Annotated in this window: 15 protein-coding genes and 1 pseudogene; 8 read left to right on the top strand and 8 right to left on the bottom strand. The window is 73.2% G+C overall.

The features are described 5' to 3' along the window. Positions 1 to 17 precede the first annotated feature (17 nt). From P5G50_RS15615 to P5G50_RS15600, 4 genes are all read right to left on the bottom strand, one after another. Positions 18 to 1,019: a YeiH family protein gene (locus P5G50_RS15615; RefSeq protein ID WP_301212153.1), complete on the bottom strand. Its 1,002-nt coding sequence runs from the start codon at positions 1,017 to 1,019 to the stop codon at positions 18 to 20. Between the two features lie 85 nt (positions 1,020 to 1,104). Beyond that, the gene (locus tag P5G50_RS15610; RefSeq protein WP_301212099.1) at positions 1,105 to 2,940 is read right to left on the bottom strand and encodes a cell wall-binding repeat-containing protein; all 1,836 of its coding nucleotides are present in this window, start codon (positions 2,938 to 2,940) and stop codon (positions 1,105 to 1,107) included. A 208-nt stretch (positions 2,941 to 3,148) separates the two neighbouring features. Then, complete coding sequence (locus tag P5G50_RS15605) at positions 3,149 to 4,795, bottom strand: S53 family peptidase (protein ID WP_301212101.1); 1,647 nt, start codon at positions 4,793 to 4,795, stop codon at positions 3,149 to 3,151. 57 nt (positions 4,796 to 4,852) lie between these two features. After that, positions 4,853 to 6,469, bottom strand: coding sequence for a dolichyl-phosphate-mannose--protein mannosyltransferase (locus tag P5G50_RS15600; protein WP_301212102.1), 1,617 nt, complete (start codon positions 6,467 to 6,469; stop codon positions 4,853 to 4,855). A gap of 120 nt (positions 6,470 to 6,589) precedes the next feature. Here P5G50_RS15600 and rsmI point away from each other — a divergent pair, with 120 nt between their 5' ends. Further along, positions 6,590 to 7,414, top strand: a complete 825-nt coding sequence (rsmI, locus tag P5G50_RS15595) for a 16S rRNA (cytidine(1402)-2'-O)-methyltransferase (protein WP_301212103.1) — start codon at positions 6,590 to 6,592, stop codon at positions 7,412 to 7,414. A gap of 3 nt (positions 7,415 to 7,417) precedes the next feature. Here the strand turns inward: rsmI and P5G50_RS15590 are convergent, their stop codons facing one another. Next, positions 7,418 to 7,843: a PIN domain-containing protein gene (locus P5G50_RS15590; RefSeq protein ID WP_301212105.1), complete on the bottom strand. Its 426-nt coding sequence runs from the start codon at positions 7,841 to 7,843 to the stop codon at positions 7,418 to 7,420. Next, a complete protein-coding gene (locus P5G50_RS15585; protein ID WP_301212106.1) occupies positions 7,840 to 8,121 on the bottom strand; it encodes a type II toxin-antitoxin system Phd/YefM family antitoxin in 282 nt (93 codons plus the stop codon). Before P5G50_RS15585 ends, P5G50_RS15590 begins: the two co-directional genes overlap by 4 nt. Positions 8,122 to 8,234: 113 nt before the next feature. Between P5G50_RS15585 and metG the strand changes: the two genes are divergently transcribed. Genes metG through P5G50_RS15565 form a run of 4 tightly spaced genes read left to right on the top strand, consistent with a single transcriptional unit; the run spans position 8,235 to position 12,587 of the window. Beyond that, positions 8,235 to 9,824: a methionine--tRNA ligase gene (gene metG, locus P5G50_RS15580; RefSeq protein WP_301212108.1), complete on the top strand. Its 1,590-nt coding sequence runs from the start codon at positions 8,235 to 8,237 to the stop codon at positions 9,822 to 9,824. Beyond that, the gene (locus tag P5G50_RS15575; RefSeq protein WP_301212109.1) at positions 9,821 to 10,750 is read left to right on the top strand and encodes a TatD family hydrolase; all 930 of its coding nucleotides are present in this window, start codon (positions 9,821 to 9,823) and stop codon (positions 10,748 to 10,750) included. Before metG ends, P5G50_RS15575 begins: the two co-directional genes overlap by 4 nt. After that, entirely contained in the window at positions 10,747 to 11,595 is an 849-nt protein-coding gene (gene rsmA / locus P5G50_RS15570; protein WP_301212110.1) for a 16S rRNA (adenine(1518)-N(6)/adenine(1519)-N(6))-dimethyltransferase RsmA, read from the top strand. Before P5G50_RS15575 ends, rsmA begins: the two co-directional genes overlap by 4 nt. 53 nt (positions 11,596 to 11,648) lie before the next feature. Beyond that, positions 11,649 to 12,587 carry a 4-(cytidine 5'-diphospho)-2-C-methyl-D-erythritol kinase gene (locus tag P5G50_RS15565; protein WP_301212112.1) on the top strand — a complete coding sequence of 313 codons (939 nt, stop codon included), beginning with the start codon at positions 11,649 to 11,651 and terminating at the stop codon, positions 12,585 to 12,587. A 177-nt stretch (positions 12,588 to 12,764) separates the two neighbouring features. Here the strand turns inward: P5G50_RS15565 and P5G50_RS15560 are convergent, their stop codons facing one another. Continuing rightward, positions 12,765 to 15,644 carry a helix-turn-helix transcriptional regulator gene (locus P5G50_RS15560; protein WP_301212113.1) on the bottom strand — a complete coding sequence of 960 codons (2,880 nt, stop codon included), beginning with the start codon at positions 15,642 to 15,644 and terminating at the stop codon, positions 12,765 to 12,767. A gap of 88 nt (positions 15,645 to 15,732) precedes the next feature. Beyond that, positions 15,733 to 16,587, bottom strand: coding sequence for a helix-turn-helix transcriptional regulator (locus tag P5G50_RS15555; RefSeq protein ID WP_301212114.1), 855 nt, complete (start codon positions 16,585 to 16,587; stop codon positions 15,733 to 15,735). A 129-nt stretch (positions 16,588 to 16,716) separates the two neighbouring features. Between P5G50_RS15555 and P5G50_RS15550 the strand changes: the two are divergent. The 3 genes and pseudogenes from P5G50_RS15550 to P5G50_RS15540 form a co-directional block, all read left to right on the top strand. Next, positions 16,717 to 17,718: pseudogene (locus tag P5G50_RS15550) on the top strand (aldehyde dehydrogenase family protein); the annotation flags it as partial. Next, positions 17,709 to 18,146 (top strand): aldehyde dehydrogenase family protein, encoded by a 438-nt coding sequence (locus P5G50_RS15545; protein ID WP_301212115.1) that lies wholly within the window; start codon positions 17,709 to 17,711, stop codon positions 18,144 to 18,146. The pseudogene P5G50_RS15550 and the gene P5G50_RS15545, both read left to right, overlap by 10 nt. A gap of 207 nt (positions 18,147 to 18,353) precedes the next feature. Next, positions 18,354 to 20,171 carry an ABC-F family ATP-binding cassette domain-containing protein gene (locus P5G50_RS15540; RefSeq protein ID WP_301212116.1) on the top strand — a complete coding sequence of 606 codons (1,818 nt, stop codon included), beginning with the start codon at positions 18,354 to 18,356 and terminating at the stop codon, positions 20,169 to 20,171. The last annotated feature ends 3 nt before the right edge of the window (positions 20,172 to 20,174 follow it).

Here is a 20,174-nt window from a genome sequence, read left to right as displayed (position 1 = left end):
AGGGCGAGGGAGGGAGGTCAGGAGATCCAGACGGCGCCGAGCGCGAGCGCGGCGATCAGCGCCCACGAGAGCAGCCCGGTCGCCAGGGCGCGCCAGCCGGTGCCGAGCAGCGAGCGGAGGCGCACGGCCGTCCCCAGCCCGAACAGCGCCATCGCCAGCACCACGGTCTGCAGGGTGTCCGCCGCGTCGAGGACTACGGGAGGCAGCGGCACGAACGACCGCACCAGCACCGCCGCGATGAACCCGGCGACGAAGAGCGGGACGATCGGCGGCCGCTTCACGGTCGGGTCGCCTGCCACGTGCCGGCGGCGCTCGACCACCGCGGCGACGGCGACGACGGGTGCGAGCATCAGCACCCGCGTGAGCTTGACGACGACCGCGACCGCGAGCGCCGCGGGGCCGGCGAGCTGGGCCGTCGCGACGACCTGGCCGACGTCGTGCACGCCCGCGCCGACCCAGTGCCCGAACTGCACGGCGCTCAGCCCGAGCGGATGCCAGAGCAGCGGGAGCACGAAGATCGCGAGCGTGCCGCACAGGGTCACGAGCGCGACCGGTGTGGCGGCTTCCTCGTCCTTCGGCTTGACGACACCGCTCATCGCCCCGATCGCCGACGCGCCGCAGATCGAGAAGCCGGTCGCGAGCAGCAGCGGCTGGTGCCCGGGGAGGCGGAACAGCCTCCCGATCCAGAAGGTGCCGGCGAACGACAGCAGCACGATGCCGACGGTGGTCGCGATGGTCACCCAGCCGAGGCCGGCGATATCGCCGAGGCTCAGCTTGAGGCCGAGCAGCACGACGCCGATGCGCATCAGCCGCTTCGCGCTGAGCGAGAGCCCCGGCCCCAGCACGCCGTTCAGCGCGGGGCGGGCCGCCGGGACCTGTCCGACCACGATGCCGAGCACCACCGCGGCCGTCAGCAGCGGGACCGCCGGCACCAGCCAGTGCACGCCCCACGCCGCTGCCGCCGCGACCGCGGCCACGGCGACGCCGGGCAGCCACGGGACGGACGGGCGGGGACGGATCCGCTCGTGCGGCGGATTCTGCGGAGTGCTCACCGATCCATTCTGGCGAGCACTCCGCAGTCCTCCGTCATCGGACGGCTGCGGTTCAGCCCCCGGTGGTCAGCCGGTCGGCGCTCGGTCTGGCGGCGTCGCCGGCTCCGAACCGCGTCTCCGCGGCCGTGCGCCGGTCGATCTGCGTCGACGGGTCCGCCGGCTGCACCGCGCCGGTCTCGGGGACTCCGACCTCCGCCGACAGCGCCGACGACATCCCGTACTGGCCCTTGTCGCACATGGTGAGGTCGGTGACCGCCGTGCTGAGGGAGGCGGTGCCGCCGACCGCCCAGTACGTCGAGACGCCGAGCGCGGTCGCGTCGACGACCTCCCCGTACGGGATGCAGGTCGGAGGCGCGAGCAGCAGCGGGGCGCCGAGGCTGCCGGCGACCGCTGAGATCGACAGTGCGTCCGGGAAGGTGAGCGCGTTCGCGACGAAGGCCTCGTCGGCGAACGGGAACACCTCGCGATTGACCGCCTGCGCGGTGCCGAACCGGTCGGCACCGGCGAGCCGCAGGACCTCGGGCCGGTTCAGCGTGGCGAGGTCGGCCTGGATGCCGTTCGACACCGAGTTCACCCCACCCACGATGTAGATGCGGGACGGGCTGAGGGAGGCGATGAGCGCCTTCGTGGGGGCGTCCAGCTTGCCGGCCGACCCGTTGACCAGCAGCAGCGGTCCCCAGCGGTAGCCCGCGGCGGAGCCCGCCACGAGCGCATCGGGGAAGTTGGTGCCGGTGGCGATGAAGACGCTGTTGACCGGCGCGCCGCCGAAGACGGTGTCGACGACCTTGCGCGAGGTCTCGTAGCGGTCGGCACCCGCGAGGCGCACGAGGGACACCTCCTTCTTCGTCACCGCGCCGAGCCGGCCGAGCTGCTTCCAGACCGCGTCGCCGATGGAGGCGGTGCCGCCGATCACGGCGACCACGCTCGGCTTGTAGCGCTGCAGCTCCTTCCAGGTGGTGTCGGGCAGCGAGTCCTGCCGGCTGAGCAGCAGGGGGCCGCCCAGCACGGAGGCGGCCGCGCTCGCGCTCAGCGCGTCGGGGAACGCGGTGCCGTTCGCGACGAACACGACCCGGCTGTCGCCGCTCGTGCCGGCGGCCCAGTACGCGGACGAGATGGCGGCGGACGTCGCGAACCGGTCGGCGCCGGCCAGTCGCCCGCTGTACCAGCCCCACGGGCCGGTCGAGCCGTCGATCCCGGTGCGCTCGGCGCCCGCCGTGACCGTGACCTGGTCCGAGTCCCACTGGTACTCGCCGCCCGGGTAGTACCGGGTGGCGAAGCGCGGGTTCATGCCGTTGCGGTCGGCGAACCGCACGATGTAGTCGCCGGCGGCGAGCCCGCGGACCGTGTAGTTGCCGGTGCTCGTGACGGCGCCGGTGGTGACGCCCTGCGCCCGCTCGTAGAGGCCGGTGTCGTGGTTGAACAGCCACGCCTGCACGCCCCGGCGGTCGTTCTGGCCGGTGGGCAGCGTGAGCGTGCCGCTGATGGAGCCGGCGGCCGGCTGCGTCACGGCGAGGTCGTTGGTGGCCTGCCGGCCGACGTCGATGACTCTGGCCTTGTCCTCGTACGGCGTCCCGCCCAGCCACACGGCGGCGTTGGCGGCGTTGTCCCCGGTGGAGGCGCTGAACAGCACGCGGTACCGACCGGCTGCGACGCCGGTGATGCCCCAGTGGCCTCCACTCGCCGTGGTGGCGTACTTGCCGCCCGCCGCGGCCGGGGTGCCGCTGACCGGGTAGAGCCGGACGACGGTCTTCGCCGCGGAGGAGGGCACGGCGTACGTGATGGTTCCGCCGACGCCGTAGGTGTTGGCGGCGGAGGCGGGGAGGGGAGCGGTCGCCAGTGCGGCGAGCGTGACGACCGCGGTGGCGGCGCCGAGCAGGGCGGAGCGCACGGAGCGCGTGGTGCGCGCACGGCGCGCAGGGCGCGCGGAAGGCGCAGAGCGCACGGGGCGCCGATTCGGGTGTGGATGCACGCCGCGAGCGTATCGGCGCGCCGCGCACGCCCGCCTCACCCCCGTTCGGGGTGCGTGGGCCGGCGGGGTGACGGGCGGAGTCGCACCCGTGCTGTTGCAGTGCTGCCGAGCGGCGCGAGGAGCCGCCTTACAGCGCCCCGAGCAGCGCCGCTCCGTCGGGCACGCCCAGGCCCGTGCACGCGTCCCAGCCGTTGCCCGCCCGGTAGGCGCCGTTGTCGCCGACCGTGATGTCGCGGAACCCGGCGGCCACCTGCCCGGCGCGCACCGAGTCGTACAGCGTGGGCTGGGCGAGGCCGAGCGGACGCCCGGTCGACTGCACGATGCGCGCGACGAGGGCAGCCCAGAGCGGGGCCACGGCGCTGGTGCCGCCGATGACGGTGTCCCGGCCGTCGACGCGGATGCGATAGCCGGTCTGCGGGTCCGCCACGGCGGACACGTCGGGGACGCCGCGTCCGCCGGGACCGTTGGCCGCGCCGCCCTGGTCATCGCCGTTCTCGCCCGACGGCACGCCGACGCCGCTCTGCCACGACGGGAGGGGGAAGACCGCGCTGACGCCGCCACCGGTCGCGCCGCCTCCCGCGCCGTTGTTCCACACCGTCTCGGAGCGCACGGCCCCGGTGTCGGCGTCGGCCTCGAGGCGGGTGCCCCCGCACGCGAGGGCGTGCGGGGAGGACGCGGGGAAGTCGACGTGCGCCCGGCCGTCGCCCACGCGGTCGCTGCTGCCGTCGTCGCCGGCCGCGGCGGTGGTGGTGACGCCGAGCGCTGCGGCGTCCTGCAGGGCCTCGTCGAAGGCGGTGCGGGCCTGCGCGGTCCACTGGTCCTCCGACTGCCCCCAGCTGATGCTGATGGCGGCGGGCGTCGGCTCGGCGTGCGCGGCCGTGCTCACGGCGTCGAGGAACCCGGCGTCGGTGTTGGGCGCGAAGTAGACGACGATCTCAGCGCCGGGCGCGAGCGCGCCGGCGACCTCGATGTCGAGCATCACCTCGCCGTCGGCGCCGTTCGGGTCGCCCTCCGGCTTGTTCGACCCGCCGTCGATCCCGACCGCGCGCACCGTCGGCGTCGGGATGCCGAGGGAGGCGAAGTAGGTGTCGAGATCCTCCTGCACGTAGCCGCCGCCCAGCTCGATGATGGCGATTCTCTGCCCGCTGCCGTCCGTTCCCTCGGGGAACGCGTAGACGGCGCCGAGCTGGGGAGGCGTGTAGCTGGTGGAGACCGCGGCGGGCCGGACCAGCCGGAGCTGCGCCCGCGCCTGCGGCCGGTCGTCGAGCCCCAGCACGGCCGTGACGACCCCGGCCAGCGGTGCGGGGACGCTCAGCCCGCCGGTGCGCTGGCGGTAGGCGGGGGAGGGCGGGGTCGCCTCCTCGTCGGCCGTTCCCTCGACCTCGGGGAGCGACTGGGCGAGGTCCGTCCCGAACACCCGCGCGATGACCCGCGCCGGCCCGGAGACGCGGATGCGCCGCTCGGCCGCGCTCACCTCCTCGACGGCGACCCCGAGCGGCTCCAGCGTGGAGGTGACGACCGCGATGTCGTCGGGGGAGGCCCCGTACCGCTCGGCGAGCTCGTCGCGGCTGAGGGGCGCCGAGAAGGCGTCGTCCGTGAGCGGGGCCCGCCGCCGCAGCACCAGCGTCGCGGAGACGGGGGCCTCGGGCGGGAGGGCGCCGTGCGCCCGGAAGCCCGGCCGGGCGGGCCGCTCGCTGCCGGGCAGCGGGACGAGGTCGAGCCGGTCGAGCTCGGCATCGCTGGGGGCGGGGTGGTTGCGCTCGTCGTCGGTCATACCCCTCGGTCTACCACCGGCCCCCGACACCTCGACAGGTCTTGCGGGGTAGGGCCGTCACACCCAGCTGGGCAGCCACATGTGGATCTGCCAGAACCAGAACGGCACCTGCTGCGCCGTCCAGATCGGCCAGAAGAAGGCGCTCACCAGCGTCGCCGCGACGAGGAACACCGTCACCCAGGCGATCCCCGCCCTCCGCCGCGGCTCCGGATCCCGCCGCGATCCCAGCACCAGCGCGATCACCGCCGTCAGCGCGAGGATCAGGTAGGGCTCGAAGGCGATCGAGTAGAACGTGAAGATCGTCCGGCCCATGTACAGGATCCACGGCACGTACCCGGCTGCGAGCCCCGTGAGGATCAGCCCCAGCCTCCACTCGCGGTAGCGCACGAGCCGGTAGATCACATACAGCACCGCCGCCGTCGCCGCCCACCAGATCAGCGGGTTGCCGAGCGACGTGATCGCCGCCGAGCAGCTGGAGTCCATGCACCCGGCCTGCCCCTGCGTGGTGCCGACGTAATACATGCTCGTCGGCCGGATCTGCAGCAGCCAGGTGAGCGGGTTCGACTGATACGGGTGCGGCACGTGGAGGTTGATGCTGTAGTTGTACATCTCGGTCTGGTAGTGCCAGAGGTTCTGCACCCAGAGCGGCACCCACGACAGCAGCCCGCCCCACTGCGAGTGCACCGACTCCGCCCAGTGCCGGTAGTAGCCGCCGTCGGTGACGATCCAGCCGGTCCACGTGGCCACGTACGCGACGAAGGCGATGGGGACCATCAGCACGAACGTCGCCGGCGCCTGCTTGAGCAGCGCACCGCTGGCGTAGAAGGCGATGCCCTCGCGCCGCCGCGCCACCGCGTCGACGATGACCGTGTAGACGGCGAAGAAGGCGAGGAAGTAGAACCCGCTCCACTTCACCCCCGCGCACAGCCCGCACAGCAGCCCCGCCGCGATCAGCCACGGCCGCCACCACAGCACGGGCCCCCAGGCGGGGTCGCGTCCCTGCGACCGCTCGGCGGCGATCCGCGCGGCCAGTCGCTCGGCGTGCCACCTCCGGTCGAGCAGGAGGCAGCCGAACGCCAGCAAGGCGAGGAACATGACCGAGTTGTCGAGCAGGGCCACCCGGCTCATCACGATCGCGTGCCCGTCGATCGCGAGCAGGAAGCCGGCGATGGTCGCGATCATGGTCGACCGGAACAGCGCCCGCGCGATGAGGAACACCACGAAGACAGCGAGGATGCCGACGATCGCCGTCGACAGCCTCCAGCCGAACGCATTGCCCGCCCCCGTCGCCGCCATGCCGAGCGCGATGATCCACTTGCCGAGCGGCGGATGCGCCACGAACGACGGACTGCTCTCGAAGATGTCGACCGACCCGGAGTTGAACCGCTGGTCCGCCTTGTCGGGCCAGCTGCCCTCGTAGCCGAGGTGCAGGAGCGTCCACGAGTCCTTCACGTAGAAGGTCTCGTCGAAGACGAGGGCGTGCGGAGTGCCCAGGCCCCACAGCCGCAGGATCGCCGCCAGCAGCGTCACGCCGATCGGCGCCCCCCAGTACCAGAGCCGCAGCCGCAGCGGCGTGCCCAGGACGCGCGCCCACCAGTCGTCGAGCCTGCTGCCGAGCGGCACGGCCGGAGCCGCCGGCGCAGGGGCGGGATCGGTGAGCGGAAGGGAGGTCACCACGCCATGCTAGGGCGCGGCACCCAGGGATCGGCTGGAGGCGCACGATCTGTGCAGAGCCGCGGTCCCGCGCCTCGCTGTGCAGAACTCGGGCCGACCCCGCCTGGCACACTGGATCGCATGATCATCCTCGCCGCCACCCCCATCGGCAACCTCGGCGACGCCTCCGCCCGCCTGATCGAGGTGCTCGGCGAGGCCGCCGTCGTCGCCGCCGAGGACACCAGGGTCGCCCAGCGCCTCCTCGCCGGGCTCGGCGTCGCCAACCGCCCGCGGCTGATCGCCCTCCACGACCACAACGAGCGCGACCGCGCGGGCGAGCTCGTCGACCTCGCCCGCGACGGCGACGTCGTCGTGCTCTCCGACGCCGGCATGCCCACCGTCTCCGACCCCGGATTCCACCTGGTGGAGGCCGCGGCCGCCGCGGGCGTCGGCGTCACGGCCCTGCCCGGCCCGAGCGCGGTGCTGACGGCGCTCGCCGTCTCCGGCCTCCCCACCGACCGCTTCACGTTCGAGGGCTTCCTGCCGCGCAAGCCGGGGGAGCGGCGGTCCGCTCTGCGCGCACTGGCGGCCGAGCCCCGGACCATGGTGTTCTTCGAGTCGCCGAACCGGCTCGCCGCCTCCCTCGCCGACCTCGCCGCCGAACTGGGCGCCGACCGCCGCGTCGTGGTGTGCCGCGAACTGACGAAGCTGTACGAGGAGGTCCGCCGCGGCACCGCCGCCGAGCTCGCCGCCTGGGCGGCCGATGGCGTGCGCGGCGAGATCGCGATCGTCGTCGCCGGCGCGCCCCGCCGCTCCGCCGACCCCGACTCGGCGCTGGAGCAGGTGCTCGCGCTGGTCGCCTCCGGCACCCGCCTCAAGGACGCCGCCGCCGAGGTCGCCGAGGCGACGGGCCTCGGCCGTCGCGACCTCTACCAGGCGGCGCTGGAGCGCAGGAAGGAGGGGTAGGGGCTACCGGAGTCGTCGGACGTCGACGGAGGGGAAGCGGCTGAACCCCGCATCCTCGGTCAACAGCGGGAGCCCGGCGGCAAGAGCGTGGGCAGCGATCAGGGCATCCTTCAGCGGGAGCGCCGTCTTCGGTTCGGCGGTGAGTGATCCATAGGCGTCGGAGGCGGCACGATCGAATTCCAACCAGAAGCCCGGGATCGAGTCGAGCAGCCGCAGCAGCTCCCGGCGGATGGCCAGTTGCGCGAATCGCGAGGGGTCCTTCTCGAAGGCGGCGAGCCCCTGTGCCAGCTCGGCACGGCAGATCATCGACGACCGGTACAGCTCGATGCGGTCGATCATCTCTTCGGAGAGCCCGGAGATGAGGACGCTGGTGTCGAGCAGCGCCGGTCCGGCCGGCCGGGACGACGCCGTGCGAGCCTCCCGGGTCATCGAGGCTCTCCGACGTCCTCGGAGTCCCGGGTCCGCCGGAGGTCGCGCAGCTCCTCCGCGACATGGTCGGGCTGACGCATGCGGCTGAGGAGCTTGAGCTGCGCCTTCACGGAGTCGAGTCCGGGCAGCTCGTCCGGCTCGTCCATCGGCACGAAAGCCGCTCGCACGTGACCGTGGGTCGTGATGAGCGCGCCTGTCTCCAGGTAATGCGCCGGGTTCGCTTTGAAGGTGCTGATCGGGACGTGCGGAAGTCCTTTCAGCTCTTCTTCTGTCTTCATAGCGCCGAATCCTCCTATTCGGCTCTGATGATACCAGCTTCAGCTCCGACACCCTGGGCCGCTTGCCGGTAACACACCCGGCCCGCCCTCCATCCGCCCGTAGGATGGTCAGCATGTCCGACGGCTCCTCGTTCTACATCACAACGCCGATCTTCTACGTGAACGACGTCCCGCACATCGGGCACGCGTACACGGAGGTCGCGGCCGACGTGCTCGCGCGCTGGCACCGCCAGGCGGGTGACGACACGTGGCTGCTCACGGGCACCGACGAGCACGGGCAGAAGATCCTCCGCACGGCCACCGCCAACGGCACGACCCCGAAGGAGTGGGCCGACCGGCTGGTGACGAACGAGTGGCTGCCGCTGCTGAAGACGATCGACATCGCCAACGACGACTTCATCCGCACGACCGACGAGCGGCACGAGCAGAACGTGCAGAAGTTCCTGCAGAAGCTGTACGACGACGGCTTCATCTACGCGGGCGAGTACGAGGCGCTCTACTGCGTCGGCTGCGAGGAGTTCAAGCCGCAGAGTGAGATCGTGGACGGCGTCGGCGAGTACGAGGGCCAGAAGGTGTGCGCCATCCACTCGAAGCCGCTGGAGCTGCTGCAGGAGAAGAACTACTTCTTCCGCATGAGCGACTTCGCCGACCGCCTGCTCGCCCTGTACGAGGAGCGGCCGGAGTTCGTGCAGCCGGAGTCGGCGCGCAACGAGGTGGTCAGCTTCGTGCGCCAGGGGCTCAGCGACCTCTCCATCTCGCGCTCCAGCTTCGACTGGGGCATCAAGGTGCCGTGGGATCCGGAGCACGTCGTCTACGTCTGGTTCGACGCACTGCTCAACTACATCACCGCCATCGGCTACGGCCAGGACGAGGCCGCGTTCGAGCGCCGCTGGCCGGCGACGCACATCGTCGGCAAGGACATCCTCCGCTTCCACGCCGTCATCTGGCCCGCGATGCTGATGGCCGCGGGGCTGGAGGTGCCGCACCGGGTGTACGGCCACGGCTGGCTGCTCGTCGGCGGCGAGAAGATGTCGAAATCGAAGCTCACCGGCATCGCACCGACGCAGATCACCGACACCTTCGGCTCCGACGCGTTCCGCTACTACTTCATGCGCGCCATCGCCTTCGGGCAGGACGGCTCGTTCAGTTGGGAGGACCTCTCGGCCCGCTACCAGGCGGAGCTCGCCAACGGCTTCGGCAACCTCGCCTCGCGCGTCGTCGCGATGGTGACCCGGTACTTCGGCGGGGCGGTCCCCACGCCGGCGGAGTACGAGGAGGCCGACCTCGCCGTGCAGCGCGTCGTCGCGAAGGCCACGGCCGACGCCGACGCCGCGATGAGCCGGCTCGCCATCCACGACGCCCTCACCGCGGTGTGGACGGTCGTCGACGAGCTGAACGGGTACATCACCGCGCAGGAGCCGTGGACCCTCGCCAAGGACGAGGCCAACCGCGAGCGCCTCAGCTCGGTGCTGTACACCGCCGCGGAGGGTCTCCGCGCGCTCGCCGTGCTGCTCTCGCCGGTCGTCCCGCAGGCGACGGCGAAGCTGTGGGAGGCGCTGGGCGTCTCCGGCACGCTCGGCGCCCTCGACGCACAGCGTCTGCGCAGTGCGGGCGACTGGGGGCAGCTGCCGCCGGGCACGACCGTCAGCCCGCTGGAGGCGCTGTTCCCCCGGATCGACGCGGACGCGGTGCCGGGAGCATGACCGACCCGGCGTTCATCCGGCAGCGGCACGTCACCGACGGCCGGGACCTCGCGTACCCGCCGCTGCCGGAGGCGCTGACCGTCCCGGTCTACGACAACCACACCCACCTCGAGATCGCCGACGGCGAGCAGCCGCTGGACTACCGCGAGCACCTCGACCGCGCCTCCAGCGTCGGCGTGCGCGGGGTCGTGCAGGTCGGCACCGACGTCGAGACCTCGCGCTGGTCGGCCGAGACGGCGGCCGTCGAGCCGCGGATGCTCGCGGCCGTGGCCCTCCACCCGAACGACGCCCCCGACTACGCCGAGCGCGGGGAGCTGGACGACGCGCTTGCGATCATCGCCGAGCTCGCCACCCGGCCGCGCGTGCGGGCGATCGGCGAGACCGGGCTCGACTTCTTCCGCACCGAGGCGGGGCCGCGACGCGACGCGCAGTTCCGGTCGTTCGAGGCCCACATCGAGATCGCCAAGCAGAACGACCTCGCGCTGCAGATCCACGACCGCGACGCGCACGCGGCGGTCGTCGCGACCCTCCAGCGCGTCGGGGCCCCGGAGCGGACGGTGTTCCACTGCTTCTCGGGCGACGCCGAGCTCGCCCGGGTCTGCGCCGACAACGGCTGGTACATGTCGTTCGCCGGCAACATCACCTTCAAGAACGCGCCGAACCTGCGGGAGGCGCTGGAGGCCGCTCCTCGCCACCTGATCATGGTCGAGACCGACGCGCCGTTCCTCACTCCGACGCCCTACCGCGGCCGGCCGAACGCGCCGTATCTGATCCCGCACACGCTCCGGGCGATGGCGGAGATCATCGGCACGGACCCCTCCACGCTCGCCGCACAGGTCAACTCCAACACCGAGCTGGTCTACGGCCGCTGGGACAGCGAGCCGGTCGGTCCGCCGCCGACGCAGCCGATCGGGATCATCGCGTGAGCGAGCTGCGCCTGCTCGGCCCCGCCGAGATCCGCGACCTGGCCGAGCTGACCGGCGTGACGCCGACGAAGAAGCTGGGCCAGAACTTCGTGATCGACGCCAACACCGTGCGCCGCATCGTGCGCGTGGCCGAGGTGGAGGCGGGGGATGTGGTCGTGGAGGTCGGCCCCGGCCTCGGCTCGCTCACCCTCGGCCTCCTGGAGGCGGGCGCTCGTGTCGTCGCCGTCGAGATCGACGGTCGCCTCGCGGAGCAGCTCCCGGTGACCGTGTCGCAGCTCGCTCCCGACGCCGCGTCGAGGCTCACCGTCGTGCACCGCGACGCGCTTGCGGTCACCGAGCTGCCGGAGCAGCCCGTCCGGCTCGTGGCGAACCTCCCGTACAACGTCTCCGTGCCGGTGCTGCTGCACCTGCTGGAGCACTTCCCGTCGCTGCGCTCCGGCGTCGTGATGGTGCAGGCGGAGGTCGGCCACCGGATCGCCGCTGACCCCGGCTCCAAGGTCTACGGCGCGCCCAGCGTCAAGGCCGCCTGGTACGGCCGCTGGCGCACCGCGGGCAACGTCAGCCGGCAGATCTTCTGGCCGGTGCCGAACGTCGACTCGGTGCTGGTCGGCTTCGAGCGGCACGATCAGCCTCCGGGAGACGAGGAGCTGCGCCGCCGCACCTTCGAACTGGTCGACGCCGCGTTCCAGCAGCGCCGCAAGACCCTCCGGCAGTCGCTCTCCCGCGTTTACGGCGAGCCGGCCGCGGCCGCGGAGGCGCTGGAGGCGGCCGGCCTGCAGCCGTCGCTGCGCGGCGAGCAGCTGACCCTCGACGACTTCGCGCGACTCGCCGCCGCGCGCGTGTGACGGCCACCGCCCGGCGACACGTCCGGTCCGCCGCGACTGTGTAGGTTTGAAGCATGGTCGATGCGGGGTGGGACGCGGACGTCGTGCATGTGCGCGCGCCGGGCAAGATCAACGTCTTCATGCGTGTCGGCGCCGTCATGGAGGACGGCTACCACGATGTCGCGACGGCCTACCAGGCGGTCTCGCTGTACGAGGACGTCCGCGCGTACCCGGCCGACGACTTCTCGGTGAGCTTCGGCGGCACGATCGACACGAGCGCGCTCCCGACCGACGACAGCAACCTCGCGATCAAGGCTGCGCGGCTCCTCGCCGAGCACACCGGCTATACGGGCGGGGTGCGGCTCGAGATCGACAAGCACGTGCCGATCGCCGGCGGGATGGGTGGAGGCTCGGCCGATGCCGCCGCCACACTGGTTGCCTGCGACGCGCTCTGGGGCACCGACATCGGGCGGGAGGAGCTGCACGGGCTGGCCGCGCAGCTCGGCGCCGACGTGCCGTTCGCCCTCGTCGGCGGCACCGCGGTCGGAACCGGCCGCGGCGACCGTCTCAGCCCCGCCCTCGCCACGGGACAGTTCCACTGGGTGCTAGCGCTGCCCGAGACGCAGCTCAGCACGCCCGAGGTGTACCGCGAGCTCGACCGGCACCGCGAGCGCCACGCGCGCGACATCGCGCCGGCGCAGCAGTCGCCGACCGTCGACTCCGCCGTGCTGCAGGCGCTGCGGGCGGGCGACCCGCAGATGCTCGCGGACGCGCTGGCGAACGACCTCCAGGCCCCGGCCATCCACCTCGCGCCGCAGATCGCCGACCTGCTGGAGCTGGGGGAGCTGAACGGCGCTCTCGCCGGCATGGTCTCTGGCTCCGGACCGACGGTCGCGTTCCTGACCGCCGACCTCGACTCGGCGCTCGACCTGCAGATCGCGCTCAGCGCCGCCCGGCTCACCGCGGTGCGCGCGATCGGCCCGGTGCACGGCGCCCGCATCCTCGGCGATTGACGCCCAGGGCCGGGAGGAAGGTGCAGGGGGCTGCCCGCGGATGCCCGGATCGCGCGCATGTCGGGTTGAGACGATTCGTCGATTCGGAAGCGTTTCCATCCGCGCGACCGGGCATCCCAGGTGTCATCAACGCTAGCGAGCGGTACGCCTGCCGCCCTAACGCACAGGGGAAAACCGTCAACTCTTGACGGGTCCGCCCCTCGGCGCCCGCCGGCCCAGCCCGAGCCCCCGCAGGTCGCGGCGCGAGCGCAGCCCGAGCTTGGCGAGGATGTTGCGCACGTGGAAGTTCACCGTCGTGACCGACACGTAGAGCCGCTCGGCGATCTCCTTGTTGGTCATGCCGGCCGCGAGCGCGTGCGCGACCTGCCGCTCGCGGGTGGTCAGGGCCGCCAGCGGGTCGGAGGCGGTGGCTCCGGCGACGGTCTCCGCTGCGGTCTCCGGCGTCGCGGAGCGCAACCGGTCGAGGGCATGGGCGGTGCGGATCAGGTAGCCGGAGGCGCCGAGCGAGCGGAAGGTCGCGGCCGCCTGCTCCAGCAGCTCGGCGGCGCGGGCGCGGTCGTACGCCGAGGCGCCCTCGGCCGGCTCCAGTCCGCCGAGCAGCAGCCCGGCGTCGAGGGCGGCGACTGCCCGGGGGAACGGGAAGGCGCACCCGGGCCGGTCGTCCAGCTCGGCCAGGTAGGCCTCGCGCGCCTCGTCGAGGCGGCCCTCCGCCTGCAGCACGCGCCCCTCCAGCCAGCGCACTCCGCCGTAGTACGGGCGCCACATGCCGGCCGCGGCGCAGCGGTCGAACGCCTCGCGCGCCTCCGCCGGTCGCCCGAGGGCGGCGAGGGCGTCGACGCGGTAGGTGAGCCAGCCCAGGTTGGAGCCGCGGTTGGCCGCCGCCTCCGCCTCCTCGGCGGCGGCGAGCTGGTCGCCGGGCCGGCCGAGGGCGCGGGCGAGCTCGGCGCGCGCGAGGTAGGGGAGGTCGCCGTCGTACGAGCCGGTGATGCCGGGGCGCGCCTGGGCGGCGGCTCGCAGCCGCTCCTCCACGGCCTCCGCCTCGCCGCGTCCGGCGCGGACGAGGGTGGAGGTCCACAGCGCGATCGGCCAGCACGACAGGTCGGTCTCGTCGAGGGCGAGCGCGACGGCGGTGTCGGCCAGGGTGACCGACTCCTCCCACTCTCCGACGAGGAAGAGGATGTGCGCGTAGATCGTGCGGGCGAAGCCGGCGGTCCAGCTCCCGGGGTACCGCCGGACGAGCGCGTTCGCACGTGCGAGGTCGGCGCGGGCCTGCTCGATGCGGCCGTCGAGGATGAAGACGCGCGAGCGGGAGACCAGGGCGTCGACCGCCGCCGGCGACTCGTGCGTGTCCAGCAGGCTGTCGAGCTCGGCGGTGAGCGGGCGGAACAGGTCGGGCCGTCTGGCATGCGCCGCCGAGTTCAGCGCCCAGCCGAGCAGCCGCATGAGGTGCTCCTCGGGGTGCGCCATCCAGCGCAGCGCGGGGTCGGCGACCTCGTCGGGAGCCGGGCAGTCGGCGATCAGCCGCCGCGCCTGCTCCAGATGGTCGAGCACGCCGCCGAAGTCGCCCATCGCCATGAAGACCTTCGGGAGCGCCTCGGCGACGTGGACGCGGATCACCCGCGCGTCGGGGTCGCGGTCGGTGGCGGCCTCCAGCGCGAGACCGAGCGCGAGGGCGCCCGGGACGTCGCCGGTCAGCGTCCGCAGCTCCAGCAGCACGGCGTCGCGGGAGGGGGAGGCCGGCAGCGCCTCGATCGCGTCGCGCAGCTCGAAGATGCGCTCGTGCAGCCGGAACCGCATCGCGATCAGGCCGATCTCGATCAGCGCGCGTTCGCGCTCGGTGCCGGAGGCGAGGTGCACGGCGGAGCGGGCGTAGCTGAACGCCTGCTCCGGCTGGTTCTGGTCGGCGCAGGTCAGCGCCGCAGCGAGCAGCTCGTCGACGAGCGTGGGGTCGGTGCGGTCGGCGGCCTCCACCCGATGACGCAGCGCGCGGTGCCCGGTGAGCACCCCGGCGGCGATCCGGTGGAGGGCGACCCGGCGTTCCAGCGGGATGCCGCCCGTCAGTGCGTCCGCGAGCAGGGCGTGCGCGGGCTCGACCCAGACGACCCCGTCGCGCTGTCCGGCGTGGACGAGCCCGCGCGAGACCGCGCCGGGGATGTCGACGGTGGTCCCGAGGCGCTCGGCGATCGTGCCGACCACGGGGAGGGGGAGCGGGTCCCGCAGCACGGCGACCGTCTCCGCCGCCTCCCGCACCGGCGGCTCCGCGCCCTCGAGCGCCGAGCCGATCGCGGTCGCGAGCGGGGTGATCGCGGTGGCGGGGAGGTCCCATCCGGCCGGGTGCAGCGCCTGGGCGAAGGTCTCGCGCAGCTGCTTCAGCAGCACGCTGAGCAGCAGCGGCGACCCCTGCGTCGCCTCGGTGAGCCTGGTCGCGGTCCTGCGCGAGACGGCGTGTCCCAGGAGGTGCTGGGCGAGCTCCTGGGTGTCGGCGACCGTGAGCGGCGCCAGGTCGATGCGCGCGTGGTTCACGGTGGCCGCTGAGACGTCGTCGAAGAGCGCTGTGACGCTGTTCGGCTGCGGCCGCGTGGCGGCGGTGAACAGGAAGCCCTGGTCGGACAGCCGTCGCACGACGAACCGCAGCGCGCGGGCCGACGGCTCGTCGACCCACTGCGCGTCGTCGACGATCAGGCACACCGGCCCGTCGATCGCGTCGATGGCGTCGAGCAGCAGCCGTCCGACCGTGAGCGCGTCCGCAGAGGGCTCGGGATGCGGCAGCCGCGGCGCGCGATCGCGGCGCAGGCCGTTGAGGCCGCGGATGAGGGTCTCGACGGTCGCGTACGCCAGGTCGGACTCGAACGAGTCGGCGTGCACGCGCAGCAGCGTCCAACCGTCGAGCCGCTCGGCGACGTCGGCGAGGAGCGCGGTCTTGCCGAGCCCGGCCTCCCCGGTCACCAGCACGGCGCCGCCCCGGTCGACGGCGCGGTGCGCGACGAGAAGGATGGTCTCCCGCGCCTGATCCCGTCCGAACAGCGGCCTCGCTGCCCCTGCGGCGCCCTCGACCACGTACTACCCCCGTTCACGGCCCCGCAGTCGGGTTCGGGTCGCGCGACCGATTCAGTGGATCATCGCACGGAGGCGGTGCGCACCGGCATCACCCGTTGGAGGGGGCCGTGCGCGGTGCGAACGGCCCCAGCACAGACAGCAGCCGGAGCCGCTCGTCGCTGACGCTGCCCGGCTCGGCGGTGAAGACCATCAGCGACTGCGACTGGTCGGGGTCGAGGAGGGTCTGGCCGTAGAGCTCCAGCTCGCCGACGTCGGTATGGAGGAAGCGCTTCGGTGCGCAGTACGGTCCGGCGACCGGATGCTCGTCCCAGATCTCCCGGAACTCCGCGCTCTCGGCGCGGAGCGTCGCGACCAGCGCCGCCGCAGGAGAGCGCGGACCGCCCTCCGCGGCCGCCGCCGCGAGACCGGCGACCAGGGCGCGCCCGTGGCGGGCATGATCCTCCGGCGGGGCCGTGCGCCGCGTCGCCGGATCCGTGAACCAGCGGAAGACCCGGCTTCGTGCCGGCCCCGTGAACGCCGTCTCGTCGCCGAGCAGGGCGACCGCGGGCGGTGTTTGGATGAGCGTCTCGCCGAGCGTGTTGACGACCTGGGCGGGAGTGTCCTGCAGCCGGTCGAACACGCGCATCAGCCCGGCGTTGACATGGTCGGTGCGCGCCACCCGTCCGGCCACGCGCCTCCCCGCGAGGTGGAACAGGTGGTCCCGCTCCTCCAGGGTGAGCCGGAGCCCGCGCGCGAGCGCCGCGAGCACCTGCTCCGAGGGCACCGGCCCGCGCTGCTGCTCGATGCGGTTGTAGTAGTCGACGGAGATCCCGCTGAGTGCGGCGACCTCCTCCCGGCGCAGGCCGGGGGTGCGTCGTCTCGTGCCGGAGGCGAGTCCGACGTCCTCCGGGCGCAGGGCGTTCCTGCGCGTCCGCAGGAAGTCGGCGAGCTGGGTGCGGTCCACGATGCGATCCTCTCTGTGGCGGGCGGCCCCCGCCATGGTCGAACGATCCGGGGATGCGCCGTACCTGGTTGACGATGCCCGGATGCTCCTGGTCTGGTTGTCTCCGTCGCGCGGAGAGATCGTTGCGGCATGACCAACACAACAGATCAGCTCAGCATCGCCGGCCACTGGATCGGCGGTGCCGTCGTGCGCGCGGACGGTGGCGCGCTCGACGTCGTCGACCCCGCGAGCGGTGCGATCGTCGCCTCCGCGCCGGCAGGCACGCCCTCCGATGTCGACCGTGCGGTCGAGGCTGCGCGCGCCGCTCTCCCCGGCTGGGCGGAGACAGCGCCCGCCGACCGTGCCGAGAACCTCCGCCGCCTCTCGGCCGTGCTGACCGACCGTCGTGAGGAGATCGCGCGGGCGATCACCGCCGAGATCGGCGCCCCCATCTCCCTCTCCCGCGCCGCCCAGGCCGGCTTCCCGGCGCTCGTGACGGCGGCGACCGCGGACCTCGAGCCCACCGTCGCGTGGACGGAGCAGGTCGGCAACTCGACCATCGTCCGCGAGCCCGTGGGCGTGGTGGGCGCGATCACCCCCTGGAACTTCCCGCTGCAGCAGGTGATGACGAAGGTGGCGCCCGCCCTGCTCGCCGGCAACACCATCGTGCTCAAGCCGTCGGAGCTCGCGCCGCTGTCGATCCGCATCCTCGCCGAGTCGACGGCCGCCGCCGGGTTCCCGGACGGCGTCTTCAACGTCGTCTACGGCACCGGCCCTGTCGTCGGAGAAGCGCTCGTCGCGCACCCCGACGTAGACATGATCTCGTTCACCGGGTCGACGCGCGCCGGCAAGCGGATCTCGGCGGTCGCCGCCGAGACCGTCAAGCGGGTCGCTCTGGAGCTGGGTGGCAAGACCGCGAACCTCGTGCTCGACGACGCGGACCTGGACAGCGCCGTCGGGCACACCCTCGCCGCGGTGTTCACCAACAGCGGGCAGGCCTGCGGAGCGTGGACGCGGCTGCTGGTCCCGGCGCACCGGCAGGCGGAGGTCGTGGCGAAGCTCGTGACGGCAGCCGAGGCCTACGTCGTCGGCGATCCGCGCGACGAGTCGGTGCGCGTCGGACCCCTCGCGTCGGAGGCGCAGTGGCAGCGCGTGAACGCGTACATCGAGCGCGGGATCGCGGACGGAGCCACTCTGGTCGTCGGCGGCCCGGCCGTGTGCCCGGCCTCGAGCACGGCGCGTACATCCGCCCGACGATCTTCGCGGACGTCGACCCCGACTCCACGATCGCGCAGGAGGAGATCTTCGGCCCGGTCCTCTCGGTCATCCCCTACGCCGACGAGGAGGAGGCGGTGGCGATCGCCGACGGCACCGTCTACGGGCTCACGGCGGCGGTATTCGGCGAGCCCGCGCACGCCATGCGCATCGCCCGGCAACTGAAGGTCGGCCAGGTCTACCTCAACGGGGCCGACTTCAATCCGGCCGCCCCGTTCGGCGGGTACAAGCAGTCCGGGAACGGCCGCGAGCTCGGCCGCGCCGGGGTGGAGGAGTTCACCGAGCTGAAGGCCATCCAGGTGTAGGCGGTCGCGCGCACGCACGGCGGCCGGCCCGGTTCCGGGCCGGCCGCCGTCGTCGTGCCGGCCGTGGGGTCGCGTCCGGTCCTCCTGATGCTGGTCGGTGCCGATGATGGTCGCGGCAGGCGCCGCCGCCACAGGCTCAGACCGGGCAGGACGCCTCCCTGTGACCGCACGTCGCACCGGCGCCGCCCCGGTAGGCTGGAGATCCTCATGGCTCATCTCCTCGGCGCCGAATCCCTGCACCTCGAATACCCGACCCGCGTCGTCTTCGAGTCCGTCACGCTCGGGCTCGCCGAGGGCGACCGCATCGGCATCGTCGGGCGCAACGGCGACGGCAAGTCCACGCTGCTCTCCCTGCTCTCCGGGAGGCTGGAGCCCGACGCAGGGCGGGTGACGCGGCGACGCGACGTGTCCGTCGGCGTGCTCGACCAGCGGGACGACCTCGACGCGTCGACGACCGTGGGCCGTGCCATCGTGGGCGACCGCGAGGAGCACCTGTGGGCGGGCGACCCGCGCGTGCGCGATGTGCTCGCGGGCCTCGTGGCCGACATCCGCTGGGAGGCGACGATCGGCGAGCTCTCGGGTGGCCAGCGCCGCCGCGTGGCGCTCGCGGCCCTCCTGGTGCACGATCACGACGTCCTGTTCCTCGACGAGCCGACGAACCACCTCGACATCGAGGGCGTGGCCTGGCTCGCCGCGCACCTCAAGACCCGCTGGCCCAGCGGGCAGGGCGCGCTCGTCGTCGTCACGCACGACCGCTGGTTCCTCGACGAGGTGTCGACCGGCACGTGGGAGGTGCACGACGGCATCGTCGAGCCGTTCGAGGGCGGCTACGCGGCCTATGTGCTGCAGCGCGTCGAGCGCGACCGCATGGCGGCCGTCGCCGAGACGAAGCGGCAGAACCTCATGCGCAAGGAGCTGGCCTGGCTGCGGCGCGGCGCCCCGGCCCGCACCTCCAAGCCCAAGTTCCGGATGGACGCGGCGGCCACGCTGATCGCCGACGAGCCCGCCCCGCGCGACGCCGTCGAGCTGACCCGCATGGCGACCGCCCGCCTCGGCAAGGACGTGGTCGACCTGATCGACGTCGCCGTCGAGTACCCGCCGAAGACCGTGCTGCAGGGCGTGGAGTGGCGCATCGCGCCGGGCGAGCGCACCGGCATCCTCGGCGTGAACGGCGCCGGCAAGTCGACCCTCCTCGGCCTGGTCGCCGGCACGGTCCAGCCGAGCGCCGGGACGGTCAAGCGCGGCAAGACCGTGAAGATCGCGACCCTCACCCAGCAGCTCGCCGAGCTCGACGAGCTGGCCGACATGCGGGTCAGCGCGGTCGTCGCCGAGAAGCGCACGACCTACCTCGCGGGCGGCAAGGAGGTGTCGCCCGGCCAGATGCTGGAGCGTCTCGGCTTCACCAACGCGCAGCTCTCCACGCCGGTGAAGGACCTCTCCGGCGGCCAGAAGCGCCGCCTCCAGCTCCTGCTCATCCTGCTCGACGAGCCCAACGTGCTCATCCTCGACGAGCCGACCAACGACCTCGACACCGACATGCTCGCCGCGATGGAGGACCTCCTCGACTCCTGGCCGGGCACCCTGCTCGTGGTGTCGCACGACCGCTACCTCGTCGAGCGCGTCACCGACCAGCAGTACGCCGTGATGGACGGCCGGCTGCGGCACCTCCCCGGCGGCATCGACGAGTACCTGCGGCTGCGCAAGGGCCAGGCGCCCTCCGCGTCGGCGGCGTCGGCGGTGCGCGGAGGCGCGGGTGCGTCGACGGTCGCCGCCTCCGCTCCCGGTGCCGCGCCGGCCCTCACCGGCGCCGCCCTGCGCGCCGCCGAGAAGGAGCTCGCCGCGATCGACCGCCGCCTCTCCCGCCTCGCCGACGAGGTCGCCGCCACCCACCAGGCCCTCGCCGACCACGACCAGAGCGACTACGTCGGCCTCGGCGACCTGACCGAACAGCTGCGCGGCCTCGAGGGCGAGATCGCCGACCTCGAGACGACCTGGCTGGAGCTGTCGGAGCGGCTGGAGGGGTGAGCC

Origin of the sequence: Leifsonia williamsii (assembly GCF_030433685.1) — a bacterium.
In the GTDB taxonomy this organism is placed as follows: Bacteria; Actinomycetota; Actinomycetes; order Actinomycetales; family Microbacteriaceae; genus Leifsonia; species Leifsonia williamsii.
The sequence above is the reverse complement of the archived record's forward strand: the minus strand, read 5'-3'. Positions and strand labels throughout refer to the sequence as shown.